Here is a 13,096-nt window from a genome sequence, read left to right as displayed (position 1 = left end):
AGCAGGGTAGGCGCGCCGTTCAAGGTTAAAGTGTCATAAAGTGTTAAAAACTATACGCGGATCATGATGCAGGAGATCAGGCGGCCATAATCGGCCTCGCCGGTCTTGACGGCGCGGCGGTTGGAAAAGAACAGATCAGATTGCGCGCAGGTGTCGTGGCCGGTCGATACCGCCACCGCCGCCCCGGCGCGTTTCAGCCGCATCAGGCAATAGCCGGGCAGGTCGAACAGGCGCTTGTCCATATCGTCGGCGGCCATGAAAAAGGGCTTTGAGTCCTTGTCTTCCTTCAGAAACTCGGCCTCGTATTCGGCCCCGACCTCATAGGAGGGCTGCTGGATGCACGGCCCGACCACGGCGCGGATGCGTTCGATCTTGGCACCCTGCTGTGCCATCGCCTTGAGCGTCGATTCGATGACACCGCCCAAAGCGCCCTTCCAGCCGGCATGGCACGAACCGATAACGCGCGCCTGCGGATCGGCGAACAGGATCGGCGCGCAATCGGCTGACAGGGCCGACAGCACCACACCGGCGCGGCTGGTGACCAGGGCGTCGCCTTGCGGGCGCTCTTCGGGCCACGGGCCGTCCACCTTGAAGGCGGTGGTTGAATGCACCTGATTGAGCGTGATCAGATAGTCTTCGGGCCGGTCGAAGGCGGCGGCGACGCGGCGGCGGTTTTCAAGCACGGCACCGGCATCATCCTGCGAGCCTGCGCCTGTGTTGAGGCTGCCGTAAAGCCCTTCGGAAACACCGCCGATGCGGGTGAAGAAGCCATGCAGGACATTGGGCAGGTCAAGTTGCGGGTGCACGATACGCGGTGGCAAATACGACATAGGTTAAACCTGAAAATCATGCCGCTCCGGAATTCGGAGGGCGGGGGAGGCTGGCAGAAAAATGAGCAGAGTCGGCCCTAAGCCTACAGAGGCGACTCCCCGGCTTCAACCCCAATGAGGCGAATTGTCGTGGGAAAAGCGACGCCCAGCACCTTGAACAGCCTGCCCATCTGGTCATCAGCGGTCAGGCGCTCATACTGGCGTTGCAGAGCCGGCGCGTGCACGGGATGGAGGCGGCCCAGAGCGTCGAGGCGCGTGGCAATGCCGAGACGGTGCAGGTATTCGCCCTGGGTGGTGAGGGCCACTCTGGCTCCGGCAGCCTGTGCGGCGGCGGCTACGGCGGGGAAATCGGCCCACATGGTCAGGTCGTGGCGGCCCGGTTCGGCCAGAGGATCGGTCTTTTGGTGGCGGTGCAGGGCTTGCAGTGTATCGCCCGCGCCCGGCGTATCACGGCCATAATCGATCAGCAGGGCCGCGCCCGTGGCTTTACGCAGCAACCCGCCGATCTGTTCGCCAAACCGCATCTGGGCCAGAGATATTTCAATGATGTCGCCCTGCTGGCTATCTTCGGGCGGTGTGAAATCGGGCCCGATCTCGACCAGACCGAAACCGAGTTGGCCATCGATCAGGCCGATGCGGCGCTCGAACCAGCCTTTTTCGGTCTGCACGAACTGGCGGGCGGGCAGGCAATCAAGCACCTCATTGGCGATCAGGATCACCGGCAGGTCGGTGGCGATGGCGTGCAGGGCGTCGGCAAAGCTTATGCCGGGATCGACGGCGGCCTGAAGCGCGCGCAAAGCCTGCGAAGGCTCGATCATCACGGCCTGCGCGGCCTGACGCAGGCCCGGCACGCGCGCTGCCACGCGCAGAATATCGCGCATCAAGGTGCCGTCGCCGCCGCCGATCTCCACCAGCCGGAAGGCAGGCGGCGCACCCATTTCGCGCCAGGTTTCGGCCAGCCAGACGCCGATCATCTCGCCGAACATCTGCGATACCAGTGGCGCGGTCAGGAAATCGCCATCGGCACCCAGACTGACGTGCCGGGTATAATAGCCGTGGTGCGGATCGAGCAGGCACTGCGTCATATAGTCGGCCACGGATAGCGGGCCTTCCAGCGTGATCTGCTCGATCAGTTTTTGTCGCAGTGACATCAGGCCGCTTTCGCTGCGATCCTGCGTGCATTCCAGATCAGGAAGCCCCCCGCCAGCACCATCGGGATCGACAGGATCATGCCCATCGTGATCCAGTGGCGCAGAAAGTCCGGCATCTGGGCATCTGGATTGCGTACATTTTCGAGCAGAATGCGGATCAGGCCGTAACCGGCGATGAAGGTGCCCATCACGAAGCCGGGGGCCTTCAGCTTGCCGAAGCGGTGGATCAGCAGCCACATGAGGGTAAACAGGATGACGCCTTCGCCGAGCGCTTCGTAAAGCTGGCTGGGGTGACGCAGAATGACATGGTAGCCGCCGGTCAGCGGATCGAAATCAGCCGGACAGACACCGCCATATTGCAGTTTGATATAGCGATTACAGAAGTCCATGCCCCACGGCAGGGTGGTGGGGCGTCCCCACAGCTCGCCATTGACGAAATTGGCCAGCCGCCCGAAAAACAGGCCTATGGGCGCAGCGCAGGCCAGGGCGTCGCCAAGATTGAGGATGCGCGCCAGGTCGAGTTTCTTGGCGCGCGCATATAATATGGCGGCCGTGCCGACGCCGATGAAGCCGCCGTGGAACGACATGCCGCCCTGCCAGATCTGGAATATCTGTAACGGATGCTGCCAGATGATCGAGGTGTCATAGGCGATGATGTAGCCAATACGCCCGCCCAGAATAATACCGAGCATGATCCAGATGATCAGGTCGTCAAGCTGTTCGGTGCTGATGGGCGGCGTGCGCGGCGTCCACAGCTCGTCGCGGCGCAACAGGCGGCTGACATAGAGCCAGCCGCAGACAATGCCGGCTATATAGGCGATGGCGTACCAGTGAATCTGAACAGGGCCGAGATGGACGAGCACCGGATTGATGTCCGGCAGCCGCAAGGTCATCAGCGATAACAGCATGGTCGTTCCTGTATAGGTTAGGCTGAGCGGTGTTTAACAAGTTCGTTCGGGCAAGTCGCCACAAAACAGAGGCGAAGCGTTCAGAATCATGAAAAAGTCGGGCATGTCGTCGGGAAGCGCAAGTTTGCGGCCTGAATGATTGAAGCGCGGCGTCCGCACCTATATGATGGAGCTATAAGACATTTTTATGTGCCGTTTCTTCACCTGCCGTTCCCGGAGCCTGTAAGCCATGCAAAGCCAAAATCCGTTTTTCGACGAATTCGCCAAGATGACCGCCAATGCCATGAGTCTGGCTCAGGCGGCGGGCGAGGAGGCCAAATCGGCGATGCGCGCTCAGGCCGACAAGTTCGTGGCCGAGATGGATCTGGTGCGCCGCGAGGATTTCGAGGCCATGCGCACCGAACTGGCTGAGTTGCGCGCTGAGGTGGCGGCCCTGAAAGCGGTGGCGACCGGTGTGGTAAAGCCGGAAGCTGCCAAGCCGCGTGGCCGGGGCGCCAAACCGGCCACCGATCTGCCGCAGGACTGATTTTATTTTTTATGAGCTTTGATGACCGCATGAACACGCCTCAGGCCTATGACAGCGAAGCCGCCTTCGACCCGCTCGATATGGTGGAATCGATCCTGACCGAGGAAGGGCTGACCTTCGAGCGCACGCCGGAGGGTGATCTCGGCTTCGCGCTGGGCGGCGACTGGCGCACTTATGAAATGTGGTTTTCATGGCGTCCCGAAGGCGAATGCCTGCAACTGTGCTGCTCGCTCGATGTTGAGGGCGGCACCGGTCAGCGTCTGGGCGAAGACCGTCTGGCGGGGCTTTATGAATTGCTGTGTCTGGTCAATCAGCACGTCTGGTTCGGCCATTTCGAAGCCTTCCGCGACAGCGATGACAAGGGCAGGCTGTATGATGTGGTGTTTCGCCACACACTGGCCGTCGATCCGCTTGAACGCGGCTCGGTGGCGGCCAGCGCCCATATGATCAACAGTGCGGCCGAGGCGGTGGATCGTTTCTATCCGGCTTTCGACTTCTGGTTCAAGGGATCGGGATCAGCCGAGGCGGCCTTCGCGGCCTGCCTGTTCGAGACGCAGGGCGAGGCGTAAAACAGCAATCTGCTCCGGCCAATTTTGATTGCGTGCGCCTGCGCGTTTGGCGCATAGTCGGCGGCACAAAGATGCGCGTCATGTTTTTGCAAGCGAGGGCCTATGTCTTTACCCAAACCCATCCTGCTGATCGGCGCGGGCGCGCTCGGTTCGTCCATCCTCAAAGGCTTCCGCGTCAGTGGCCATGCCACGCCGGACGAGGTGATGATCCTCGACCTGATGCCGGGCGATGAGGCGAAGGCATGGGCCGCCGATGGGGCGCGGCTCAATCCGCTGCCTGAGGAATGGAGCGCGGCGCGCACTGTCATTCTGGCGGTTAAGCCGCAGGGCTGGCACGCCGTGGCGCAAATCCTCAACGGCAATATCGATCCGGGCGCGGTCTATGTGTCGGTCATGGCGGGCGTCACCACGGCGCAGCTTAAAACCGCCTTTGCCGGTCATGCCGTGGCGCGCGTCATGCCCACGACCGGCGTGGCCACCGGCAAGGGCGTGGCCAGCCTGTTTTCCGATACGGAACAAGGCATGGCTGCGGCGCGCGGCCTGTTTGCGCCGATGGCCCAGACGGTCGAACTGAATGACGAAAGCCAGATGAATTCGGCCACAGCCGTCTCCGGCTCTGGCCCGGCCTATGTCTATGCCTTTGTCAGCGCGCTCGAAAAGGCGGGTAAGGCGATGGGACTTTCCTCAAGCCATGCCCGCGATCTGGCGCGCGGCACGCTGATTTCAGCGGCGCGTCTGCTCGATCAGACCGGCGAGGAGCCGGAGATTCTGCTGGCCAGGGTAGCGTCGCCGGGCGGCACCACCGAAGCGGCGCTGAAGGTGCTGCGCCGCGAAGGTGCCGGGCTTGACGAACTGATTCTGGCGGCGGTGGAAGCCGCTCACGCGCGTTCAAAAGAACTGGGCTGAACGGGTTCCGCCGGCAGGGTGATGGTGGCGCGCAAGCCGCCCTGCGGGCTCTGATCGAGCGTCAGTTCGCCACCGTGACCGCGAATAATGTCGCGGGCGATGGCCAGCCCCAGACCCACACCCTTGATATTCTGATTGCGCGATTCATCGAGGCGCGAAAAGGGCTTGAACGCTTCCTCGCGCCGTTCGGGGGCGATGCCGGGGCCGTCATCATCGATATAGAGGCGCAATTGCTGGCGGTTGTCATTGTGGGTGATTTCGCCGCTTAAGCTGACATGCTTGCCGTAATGGAAGCCGTTCATCACCAGATTGACGATGGCGCGCTGCACGGCCAGTTCGCGGATGGTGATGCGCAGGTCTTTTTCCAGCGGTTCGGTTTGCAGGCGGTGCCCGGCGCGCAAGACCGAATCGGTGACCGTGTCCATCAGGGCGCGAACCGAGACGCTGTCGGTGTTTTCGGCCATTTCGCCGCGCGCGAAGGCCAGATATTCGTCGATCATATAGGCCATTTCCGACACATCGGACTTCATCCGTTCGGTGGCGGCGCCCGGTTCGCCCATCGCCAGTTCGAGCTTAAGGCGGGTGAGCGGGGTGCGCAAATCATGGCTGACCGAGGCCAGGAGCGTGGTGCGCTGCTCGATCTGACGCTGGATGCGCGCCTTCATCTTCAGGAAGGCTTCGGCGGCGGCGCGCACCTCCTTGGCGCCATAAGGCTTAAAGCCGGGATCGTCCTCGCCGCGCCCGAAGCGCTCAGCCGCATAGCTCAGGCGTTCGATGGCGCGCACCTGATTGCGCACGAAGGCCAGGGCCACCATCGTCAGCAGGGCCGTGGCGCCGACGATCCAGAACATGAAGATGTAGCCGGTGGAGGCGAAGGCGCGGTCCTTGACCACGATGAAACGCAAGACGCCACCCGTGGTCTTGACCCGGATATCGACATAGCCCGGATACCGCGTTGTATCGAACCAGTAATTATCATTCAGCGCATCATTGAGCGCGCTGTCGATCGTGCGGTCGAGCGCCACAAACAAAGAACCGCGATGGGTTTGCGGCAAGGTTTTGTCACGCTGCAACTGGATCGATAATTGCATGGGACGGGCCTGTTCGGTAATTTTGGCCAGATTGGCGGCGGTCGGATCCTGCTCATAGGCATTGACCGCCCAGGCAACATCACCGGCCAGCCCTTCCGACAGGCGCTGGGTGACGGTTTCGTAGTGCCAGCTAAAAAAGACCCACAAAACAACGATCTGCATCAGAAAGATCGGGATGACGATCATCAGCAGGACGCGCCAGCGCAAGGAGCGCGGGAAGCGCCGACGCAGCATTTTCATCCAGAGTTTCGGGTGTGGCAGGCGCACCTGGATCAGTCCGGCGCCAGCATGTAACCCTTACCGCGCACGGTTTGCAGGTAACGCGGGTTCTTCGGATCCTGCTCGATCTTGCGGCGCAGGCGGGTGACCTGAACATCGACGGCGCGGCCCGTGGTATCAACGCTGTCCTTGGCCAGATCCATGCGGTCAACCGCCACATTGGCGCGTTCGGCCAGATATTTCAGCAATTGCGATTCGGCTTCGGTCAGGCGCACGGAAGCGCCGCCCTTGGTCAGTTCGGCGCGTTCGAGATCGAAGCTGAAAGCGCCCATAGCGACTGATTTGGGCAGGGCGGGCTTCGTGCCAGCGCGGCGTAATATGGCTTCGATGCGCAGTAAAAGTTCTTGCGGTTCAAAGGGTTTCGACAAATAATCATCAGCGCCAATCGATAATCCCATGATCCGGTCATCGGGCAGGCCACGCGCCGTCAGGATGAGGATCGGCACATTGGAATTGGCGCGCACCCATTTCGACAGGGAAAAACCATCTTCGCCGGGCATCATCACATCGAGGATCAGCAGGTCGAAATCGAGAAGCTGCAACATGCGTTTGGCGGCGTCGGCATGGGCGGCGGTGGTGACGCGAAAGCCCTGCCGGGAAAGGAATTCCTTCAGCAGGGTACGGATACGGTCATCATCATCCACGACGAGGAGGTGGCGGACGGCGGCGTCGTTCTGACCGGGGGCCTGGCTCAAAGCTTTATCTCTTTTACATCTGTCTTTGACATTTCGGCATGTGGCGGCCGATGGGCAAGGATTGATCACTATTCGCCCGGAAATGTAAAGCGGGGACGGGCGCTTCAGCCGTCATTTCGCTGTTTGCGGCGGATGACGGGCGGCGTCAGCCATCGCCGCCGGGACGTGTGGCCTTGCGCGCCAGGACGCCGGAAAAGGTCATGAGGATGCGCTCGCCGCAGGTAAGCTGGCCGCGTCCGTAGATCAGCGATTTGCCGGCGCGGGTGATTTCGCCGCTGGCCACGATGATGTCGCCTTCGTGGCCGGGGGACAGAAACTGCGAGTCGAGCTGCACGGTGACTGCGCTGCCGCCATCGAGACAGGGCAGGGAGAAGATGAACAAAGAGGTGTCGGCCAGGGTGAGCAGGCAGCCGCCATGCACAGTGCCGCCGCCATTCAGATGCTGCTTTTGTGCCTTGAAAGCCACTTTAAGATTGGCAGGATCTTCCGCCTGATAGTAATAGGCCCCCACAAGCCCGTTGAAGCCCTCGCGCTTCAGCTCGCGTGACCAGCCGGCGAACTCGCCTTCGGTTACGGTTTCAATCTGGCGATCCGTCATAGCCAACACTCCGGGAACAGGTACAACATAGATGTCTCAATTGATCGAAGAGACGATTCAGGCGCTCTTATCGCAGGCGCGAGAAGGTGAGTCCATAAGCCCGAACGATGTCGCCAAGGCGGTGCATCCCGAGGGCGGGCCCAAATATTGGCAACGCGAACTGCCGAAGGTGCGCGCCGTGATTCTGGGGCTGGCGCGCAAAGGCCAGATCGACATGCTGCGCAAGGGAAAACCTGTCGCGCCCGAAGACGTTCGCGGTATTTATCGCATCCGGCGTGGGCCGGTGGCATGGCCGGTGCGCGATCAGTAAGACACGAAGCTACGCAAAAAGTGAACGGGTCTGTACACTTTTTTCACCTTAGCTATTGCCATTTTATCAATAAGCCCGATCTATGCTGGTTCATACTACCCAGCCCGTATAGATAAAGAGCGCACCGGCACCCATGCCAAAGACCAGGACTAAAGTGGCCAAGGCCGATTTCGCGGTGGAGAGCGTGGCGGATGCAGACTCCCTGGCGGTGCTGCGCCTGAGCGGCCACTGGATCATCACCCGGCTGGAAGGCGTGGCGGCGCGGCTGAAAAGCCGCCTGGCGGGTTTTGCCCATGTGCGCGTTGAGGCGGACGGGCTGGAGGCGCTCGACAGCGCAGGTGCCCTGGCCCTGCGCGAGGCGATCGATGACCGCTTGGACGGCGAGGTTTTCGCCGAAGGCAGCAAATTCGCCCGCCTGTTTGATCTGGTGGGGCAGCACAGTCCCGAACTGCTGGCCTGGGAGAAGGATCATCCGCCTGAGGCACGCTTCTGGCTGCACCCTCTGTTTAATGCGCTGGGCTGGCTGGGCCGACTGGTCATGCGTTTTCGCAACGGCTTTCTCAAGCAGTCGGTGTTTCTCGGCCATGTGACGACGGTGGGGATGCTGACCGTGGTGCGGCCGGGCCGCCTGCGCTGGGCATCGGTGTTCAATATCATGCAGAGGTCGGGTATCGACGCCATCCCGATCGTGGCCCTGACCAGCCTGTTTCTGGGCGGGGTGATCGGCTTTATCGGCGTGTTGCAGCTTCAGCAATATGGCGGCGGCATCTTCGCCATCGACATGGTGGCGGTGTTCGCCCTGCGTGAATTTGCGCCGCTGATCACCGCCATCCTGCTGGCCGGACGTTCGGCCTCGGCCTTCGCCGCCGAGGTGGGAGCGATGAAGATGAATCAGGAAATCGACGCCATGCGCGTGATGGGCATCGATCCTTATGAGGCTTTGATCGTGCCGCGTATCCTCGGACTGGTGGTGATGGCACCGCTGATCACCATGATTTCGGCCCTGGCCGCCATGACCGGCGGGATGCTGGCCATCTGGTCGGCGCTCGGCGCGGGTCCCGACATTTTTATCCAGCGCCTGCATGATTATGTGCCCTATTATAACTTCTTCCTTGGGATCGTGCGTCCGCCGTTTTTTGCCGCCACCATCGCCATTGTTGGCTGCTGGCAGGGCATGAATGTCAAGGACGACGTGTTGTCGCTGGGCCGTCAGGTAACGACGGCGGTGGTGCAGTCCATCTTCCTCGTCTTCATGCTCGACGCCGTGTTCGCCATGCTGTTCAACGGGGTGACCTTCTGATGGCCCCCGTAAAAAGTGCTCCCGATAAGGACGCGCCGGCTCAGGAAACCGAAGATGAGGCCATCACCATCCGCGGGCTCAACAACCGCTTTGGCACGCATGTCGTGCATGAGGATCTCGATCTGAGCGTCGCGCGCGGCGAGATTTTGGGGGTGGTAGGCGGATCAGGTGCCGGCAAGACCGTGCTGCTCAATACGATTCTGGGCCTGCAAAAGCCGACCTCCGGCGAGATTCGTATTTTCGGACACAATCTCAGCGAGGCCGGTGAAGACGAGGCCCTGGCCGTCCGCGCCAAGACCGGCGTTTTGTTTCAGGGCGGGGCGCTCTTCTCCACCTTGTCGGTGGCCGAAAACATCATGGCGCCGATCCTCGAATTCACCAGTCTGTCGCCGCGTGAGGCGCACGAGATCGCCCTGCTTAAACTGGCCCTGGTGGGCCTGCCGCTGCGCGCTGCCGAACTGGCGCCATCGGAACTGTCGGGCGGCATGGTGAAACGCGCGGCGCTGGCGCGTGCCCTGGCTATCGACGCCGAGCTGCTGTTTCTCGACGAGCCGACCGCAGGCCTCGACCCGATCGGGGCCTCGGCCTTCGACCAGCTTATCCGTGATCTGGCCGATAGCCTCGACCTGACCGTCTTTATGATTACGCACGATCTCGACAGCCTTTATACGGTCTGCGACGAGATTGCGGTTCTGGCCGACCGCCACGTGGCGGCCAGAGGTCGCATCGAGGTGCTGGAAACATCTGATCACCCCTGGATCCATGAATATTTTCATGGCCCCAGAAGCCGCCTGAGAGGGTAGGAGGACATTTATGGAACGTCAGGCTCATTATGCCGCCGTCGGACTGGTCACCCTGGTACTGGGCTGTATCCTGCTCGGCTTCGCCTTCTGGTTCGTCAAGTTCGACTTCAACAAGGATTACGGCATTTACGATGTCGAATTCAATCAGCCGGTCGATTGGCTGAACAAGGGCGCGGAAGTGCATTTCAACGGTATCAAGGTGGGTGAGGTGACAGATTTGCGTCTCGGCAAGGCGGGCACGCGCCAGGTGTTCGCCCGCATACAGCTTGACGCCGGAACACCGATCCGCACCAATTCGGTGGCCACCCTGATGCCGCAGGGCATTACCGGCCTGCTCTATATGCAAATTTCACCGGGCACGCCCAAGGCGCCTCTGCTCAAACACGGCGCTTACGGCGAAGTTCCGGTCATTCCGTCCGAGGAAAGTCCTCTGTCGAAGTTGTTGTCGGGGTCGGGATCGGTGGTCGAAAAAACCTATGACAGTCTGGACCGCATCAACCGCCTGCTCAGCGATCATAATATCCAGTCCTTTACCCATACGATGGACAATATTCAGGCGATCACCGCCGATCTGAAGGAACAGAAGCAGTTGCTCGACGACGCCCACGAGGCGGTGGTCAGCGCCGGACAGGCGGCCGATGCCGTCACCCAGCTTGCCCATTCGACCAATGGGGTGATGAGCAATCAGATGCCGGCAACCCTGGACAAGATCGACGCGGCCACCGACAAGCTGGCCGCTGCCGCCGATAATGTCAGCAAGCTGTCGGACGCGATTCAAAAGCCGGTCGATCAGGTCAACAATGTGACCCTGCCGCAGGTTCAGGAAAGTCTTGAAAATCTCAATGACGCGGCGAATTCGCTGAAAAGCCTGGTCGATTCCGTGCAGACGAGCCCGCAGGCCCTGATCAATAAGCCTGTCGCCAAGGAAAGAAAGGTAGGCCAATGAGAGCCGTTCTGAAAACGTGTTTCGTGGCGATTGCCGTGGGTGGGGCGGCCTTGTCCTTAAGCGGCTGCGTCAATCTGCTGCCCAAGGTCAAGCCGGTGCAGCTTTATCGCTTTGGCTATCAGCCCGATCTGCCTGATAAAAGCGGCCCCTCCGGCAAGGGCGATCAGGCGCAGGCTCCCGATACTTCATCTGTGACAATGCCCGTGGGCATGATTCTGGGCGGCATGACCTTTCCGCCCGCCAGCGCCGGTGATCAGGTGCTGACGGTCGAGGGCAATGAAGTGGCCTATGTCGGGCAGGCGCGCTGGGCGGCCACGGCGGAATCGATGTTCAAGGCGGCGGTCGGCGATGGGTTTGCGCGTTCGGGCGGCACGGTGGCGCTGGAGCCGCGCGGGCCGAGCGACGCCAATTACCGGCTCGACCTGACAGTGCGCCGCTTCGAAGCCGATTACAGCCATAATCGCCCCACCGTTTCCATCGGCGTTGATGCACGCATTATTCGTCTGTCGGATCGTTCGGTGGTGGGGCAGCGCTATGTGTCGGCCGAAGTGCCTTTGCGCCACAATGACATGTCGCTGATCGCCGATGGCTTTAATCAGGCCACGACCAGGGTGGTGGCCGGTTTGATCGCCTTTTCGCAGGAGGCGCTGGCCGGTGCCGCCCTGCCGCCGACGCCCGTGACGCCGCAAACCGCTAAGGGGCAAAAGGTGGAGGGGCTTTAGAGCGGTTTGCATTTTGATTGAATCGGTCAAAGGCATGCAACCCGCTCTACATTTTACGTTTTTCCGCATCTCGCATTCAATTTGTAAGTCAAATTAAACGCTCGTTGCTCTAGAGCTGCGTTTCAGGCGTGGCCTTCGATGCGGCGGTCGGGCACCAGCCAGATCAGGGCCACCAGCACATAGGCCGCAATGCCGCCCCAGACATTCCAGAAGCTGAGAGCGATGCCCGCCAGATAGATGGCTGTCGAGGCCATGCCCTTAACGTCGTTGCCGATGGCGCGGGCGATCTGGCTGTCGTGGCCGTTGATGCGGATCAGCACGCGGACAAGAATATAATAGGCAATCGACGGCATGAGCAGGGACAGGCCATAGACGGCCACGGGCAGGGTAGCGAGGTGGCTTTCGCCCATCCAGCGCGTGGTGAAGGGCACCAGAGACAGCCAGAAGAGAAGATGCAGATTGGCCCACAGCACCCCGCCATTGATGCGATGGACGGCGTGCAGCAGGTGGTGGTGATTGTTCCAGTAGATGCCGACATAGACAAAGCTTAAGGCATAGAGCAGGAAGATATGGCCCACGCTGTACAGTGCCGCCAGATCAACGCCTTCGGGGGTTTTCAACTCCAGCACCATGATGGTGATGATGATGGCGATCACACCGTCGCTGAAGGCTTCGAGCCGGGTTTTCGACATCAGCGGCGCAGGGCTTGGAGGGGCTGGGCTGGCGGGCGCGGTCATTTTCTGCGCTTCCTGTAATTTTCCGACCAGGAAATCAGCGGGATCAGCGGCACGCCCCACAAGGTGCCGGCGAGCGCGTAAAAGATGAAGGCGGTGATGGGGCCGCCGTGGATGAAAGCGGCCAGCGACGCAGCGACCACCACATAGACCGGCAGGAAGACCAGTATGCCGAGGCAGGCGATCAGGCGGCGTTTGGGCAGGCTCAGGCCCTTGGGAGAGTGGCTGTCTTGCATGAATCAGCGCTTCTTGCGGGCCCGCTCCGGAAAGCGGCTCAGGTGGAACAGCAGCAGCAGCGCGGCGGAACCGAACAATGACAGGCCGAGAGTGGGGAAGAAGTCGTCGTTCATCATTTCGCTGCTGCGGATAAAGAAGTTGAGCAAAATGGCACCGGCAATGGCCACGAACAGATTGGTCGAAAAGCTGAAGCGGCTCCTGCTGATGGCATTGCCGACCCAGCCGACCACGAAGCCGGCGAGAATGGCGAGTATGTAGTTTTCCGCCGTCATGAACGGTCTTCCCTTTGTTTTCAGTTCAAAAAGCGAAACCGCTTTCCGGTTGGAGCGCTTAGCTGTGCATGAAGACCTGAATCCCGATCACAATCTTGGCACATTCAGAGGAGGATGGCTTGAAATCGCCACATCTTCATGGGCAAATCGCAGCCATTCCAACTCCGTCCGGTTTCACTCCGCTTTAGCGCACCAGTTTTGATGTAACCTATCGGCAAA

The 13,096-nt window shown here is 60.9% G+C and carries 17 protein-coding genes; 8 read left to right on the top strand and 9 right to left on the bottom strand.

The genetic code is table 11. The annotated features are described in order from the left end of the window. Nucleotides 1-50 precede the first annotated feature (50 nt). From pgeF to lgt, 3 genes are all read right to left on the bottom strand, one after another. Nucleotides 51-830, bottom strand: coding sequence for a peptidoglycan editing factor PgeF (pgeF, locus tag QB905_RS05965; RefSeq protein ID WP_282973637.1), 780 nt, complete (start codon nucleotides 828-830; stop codon nucleotides 51-53). Nucleotides 831-913: 83 nt separating this feature from the next. Further along, on the bottom strand, nucleotides 914-1,981 hold the full coding sequence (locus QB905_RS05960; protein WP_282973634.1) for a class I SAM-dependent methyltransferase: 1,068 nt from the start codon (nucleotides 1,979-1,981) through the stop codon (nucleotides 914-916). Next, nucleotides 1,981-2,868 (bottom strand): prolipoprotein diacylglyceryl transferase, encoded by an 888-nt coding sequence (lgt, locus tag QB905_RS05955; protein WP_282975591.1) that lies wholly within the window; start codon nucleotides 2,866-2,868, stop codon nucleotides 1,981-1,983. The genes QB905_RS05960 and lgt overlap by 1 nt, the downstream gene beginning before the upstream one ends. Nucleotides 2,869-3,118: 250 nt before the next feature. Here lgt and QB905_RS05950 point away from each other — a divergent pair, with 250 nt between their 5' ends. The 3 genes from QB905_RS05950 (at nucleotide 3,119) to proC (ending at nucleotide 4,890) form a co-directional block, all read left to right on the top strand. Then, nucleotides 3,119-3,415 carry an accessory factor UbiK family protein gene (locus QB905_RS05950; RefSeq protein WP_282973633.1) on the top strand — a complete coding sequence of 99 codons (297 nt, stop codon included), beginning with the start codon at nucleotides 3,119-3,121 and terminating at the stop codon, nucleotides 3,413-3,415. Between the two features lie 29 nt (nucleotides 3,416-3,444). Beyond that, nucleotides 3,445-3,984, top strand: coding sequence for a type III secretion system chaperone family protein (locus QB905_RS05945; protein ID WP_282975590.1), 540 nt, complete (start codon nucleotides 3,445-3,447; stop codon nucleotides 3,982-3,984). Nucleotides 3,985-4,086: 102 nt separating this feature from the next. Beyond that, nucleotides 4,087-4,890 carry a pyrroline-5-carboxylate reductase gene (proC, locus tag QB905_RS05940; RefSeq protein WP_282973631.1) on the top strand — a complete coding sequence of 268 codons (804 nt, stop codon included), beginning with the start codon at nucleotides 4,087-4,089 and terminating at the stop codon, nucleotides 4,888-4,890. Here proC and QB905_RS05935 read toward each other — a convergent pair. The 3 genes from QB905_RS05935 to QB905_RS05925 form a co-directional block, all read right to left on the bottom strand. Further along, complete coding sequence (locus tag QB905_RS05935) at nucleotides 4,863-6,221, bottom strand: ATP-binding protein (protein ID WP_282973629.1); 1,359 nt, start codon at nucleotides 6,219-6,221, stop codon at nucleotides 4,863-4,865. The genes proC and QB905_RS05935 overlap by 28 nt on opposite strands. Nucleotides 6,222-6,253: 32 nt before the next feature. Continuing rightward, nucleotides 6,254-6,955, bottom strand: coding sequence for a response regulator (locus tag QB905_RS05930; protein ID WP_282973628.1), 702 nt, complete (start codon nucleotides 6,953-6,955; stop codon nucleotides 6,254-6,256). A 145-nt stretch (nucleotides 6,956-7,100) separates the two neighbouring features. Beyond that, a complete protein-coding gene (locus tag QB905_RS05925; protein WP_282973626.1) occupies nucleotides 7,101-7,553 on the bottom strand; it encodes a PaaI family thioesterase in 453 nt (150 codons plus the stop codon). A gap of 31 nt (nucleotides 7,554-7,584) precedes the next feature. On the opposite strand from QB905_RS05925, the gene QB905_RS05920 reads away from it, so the two are divergent. The 5 genes from QB905_RS05920 (at nucleotide 7,585) to QB905_RS05900 (ending at nucleotide 11,634) form a co-directional block, all read left to right on the top strand. Next, the gene (locus tag QB905_RS05920) at nucleotides 7,585-7,863 is read left to right on the top strand and encodes a DUF3253 domain-containing protein (RefSeq protein ID WP_282973625.1); all 279 of its coding nucleotides are present in this window, start codon (nucleotides 7,585-7,587) and stop codon (nucleotides 7,861-7,863) included. 133 nt (nucleotides 7,864-7,996) lie between these two features. Beyond that, nucleotides 7,997-9,163: an MlaE family ABC transporter permease gene (locus QB905_RS05915; protein ID WP_282973623.1), complete on the top strand. Its 1,167-nt coding sequence runs from the start codon at nucleotides 7,997-7,999 to the stop codon at nucleotides 9,161-9,163. After that, nucleotides 9,163-9,966, top strand: coding sequence for an ABC transporter ATP-binding protein (locus QB905_RS05910; protein WP_282973622.1), 804 nt, complete (start codon nucleotides 9,163-9,165; stop codon nucleotides 9,964-9,966). The genes QB905_RS05915 and QB905_RS05910 overlap by 1 nt, the downstream gene beginning before the upstream one ends. Before the next feature lie 10 nt (nucleotides 9,967-9,976). Next, nucleotides 9,977-10,912, top strand: a complete 936-nt coding sequence (locus QB905_RS05905; RefSeq protein WP_282973620.1) for an MlaD family protein — start codon at nucleotides 9,977-9,979, stop codon at nucleotides 10,910-10,912. Continuing rightward, entirely contained in the window at nucleotides 10,909-11,634 is a 726-nt protein-coding gene (locus QB905_RS05900) for an ABC-type transport auxiliary lipoprotein family protein (protein ID WP_282973619.1), read from the top strand. Before QB905_RS05905 ends, QB905_RS05900 begins: the two co-directional genes overlap by 4 nt. 122 nt (nucleotides 11,635-11,756) lie before the next feature. On the opposite strand, the gene QB905_RS05895 is transcribed toward QB905_RS05900, so the two are convergent. The 3 genes from QB905_RS05895 to QB905_RS05885 are packed head-to-tail and all read right to left on the bottom strand — an operon-like array spanning nucleotide 11,757 to nucleotide 12,877. Then, entirely contained in the window at nucleotides 11,757-12,371 is a 615-nt protein-coding gene (locus QB905_RS05895) for a TMEM175 family protein (protein WP_282973617.1), read from the bottom strand. After that, nucleotides 12,368-12,604 carry a DUF2842 domain-containing protein gene (locus tag QB905_RS05890; RefSeq protein ID WP_282973616.1) on the bottom strand — a complete coding sequence of 79 codons (237 nt, stop codon included), beginning with the start codon at nucleotides 12,602-12,604 and terminating at the stop codon, nucleotides 12,368-12,370. The genes QB905_RS05895 and QB905_RS05890 overlap by 4 nt, the downstream gene beginning before the upstream one ends. Before the next feature lie 3 nt (nucleotides 12,605-12,607). Next, complete coding sequence (locus QB905_RS05885; RefSeq protein WP_282973614.1) at nucleotides 12,608-12,877, bottom strand: transglycosylase; 270 nt, start codon at nucleotides 12,875-12,877, stop codon at nucleotides 12,608-12,610. Nucleotides 12,878-13,096 lie beyond the last annotated feature (219 nt).

Origin of the sequence: Asticcacaulis sp. EMRT-3, from assembly GCF_030027245.1 — a bacterium.
Taxonomy (GTDB): domain Bacteria; phylum Pseudomonadota; class Alphaproteobacteria; order Caulobacterales; family Caulobacteraceae; genus Asticcacaulis.
This window is presented reverse-complemented; position numbering and strand designations above follow the sequence as displayed.

Bases quoted from the DNA above. Each gene is read 5' to 3' on its own strand.
- pgeF (WP_282973637.1), bottom strand. From the start codon at position 830: ATGTCGTATTTGCCACCGCGTATCGTGCACCCGCAACTTGACCTGCCC.
- QB905_RS05960 (WP_282973634.1), bottom strand. From the start codon at position 1,981: ATGTCACTGCGACAAAAACTGATCGAGCAGATCACGCTGGAAGGCCCG.
- QB905_RS05950 (WP_282973633.1), top strand. From the start codon at position 3,119: ATGCAAAGCCAAAATCCGTTTTTCGACGAATTCGCCAAGATGACCGCC.
- QB905_RS05945 (WP_282975590.1), top strand. From the start codon at position 3,445: ATGAACACGCCTCAGGCCTATGACAGCGAAGCCGCCTTCGACCCGCTC.
- proC (WP_282973631.1), top strand. From the start codon at position 4,087: ATGTCTTTACCCAAACCCATCCTGCTGATCGGCGCGGGCGCGCTCGGT.
- QB905_RS05935 (WP_282973629.1), bottom strand. From the start codon at position 6,221: ATGAAAATGCTGCGTCGGCGCTTCCCGCGCTCCTTGCGCTGGCGCGTC.
- QB905_RS05925 (WP_282973626.1), bottom strand. From the start codon at position 7,553: ATGACGGATCGCCAGATTGAAACCGTAACCGAAGGCGAGTTCGCCGGC.
- QB905_RS05920 (WP_282973625.1), top strand. From the start codon at position 7,585: ATGTCTCAATTGATCGAAGAGACGATTCAGGCGCTCTTATCGCAGGCG.
- QB905_RS05915 (WP_282973623.1), top strand. From the start codon at position 7,997: ATGCCAAAGACCAGGACTAAAGTGGCCAAGGCCGATTTCGCGGTGGAG.
- QB905_RS05910 (WP_282973622.1), top strand. From the start codon at position 9,163: ATGGCCCCCGTAAAAAGTGCTCCCGATAAGGACGCGCCGGCTCAGGAA.
- QB905_RS05905 (WP_282973620.1), top strand. From the start codon at position 9,977: ATGGAACGTCAGGCTCATTATGCCGCCGTCGGACTGGTCACCCTGGTA.
- QB905_RS05900 (WP_282973619.1), top strand. From the start codon at position 10,909: ATGAGAGCCGTTCTGAAAACGTGTTTCGTGGCGATTGCCGTGGGTGGG.
- QB905_RS05895 (WP_282973617.1), bottom strand. From the start codon at position 12,371: ATGACCGCGCCCGCCAGCCCAGCCCCTCCAAGCCCTGCGCCGCTGATG.
- QB905_RS05890 (WP_282973616.1), bottom strand. From the start codon at position 12,604: ATGCAAGACAGCCACTCTCCCAAGGGCCTGAGCCTGCCCAAACGCCGC.
- QB905_RS05885 (WP_282973614.1), bottom strand. From the start codon at position 12,877: ATGACGGCGGAAAACTACATACTCGCCATTCTCGCCGGCTTCGTGGTC.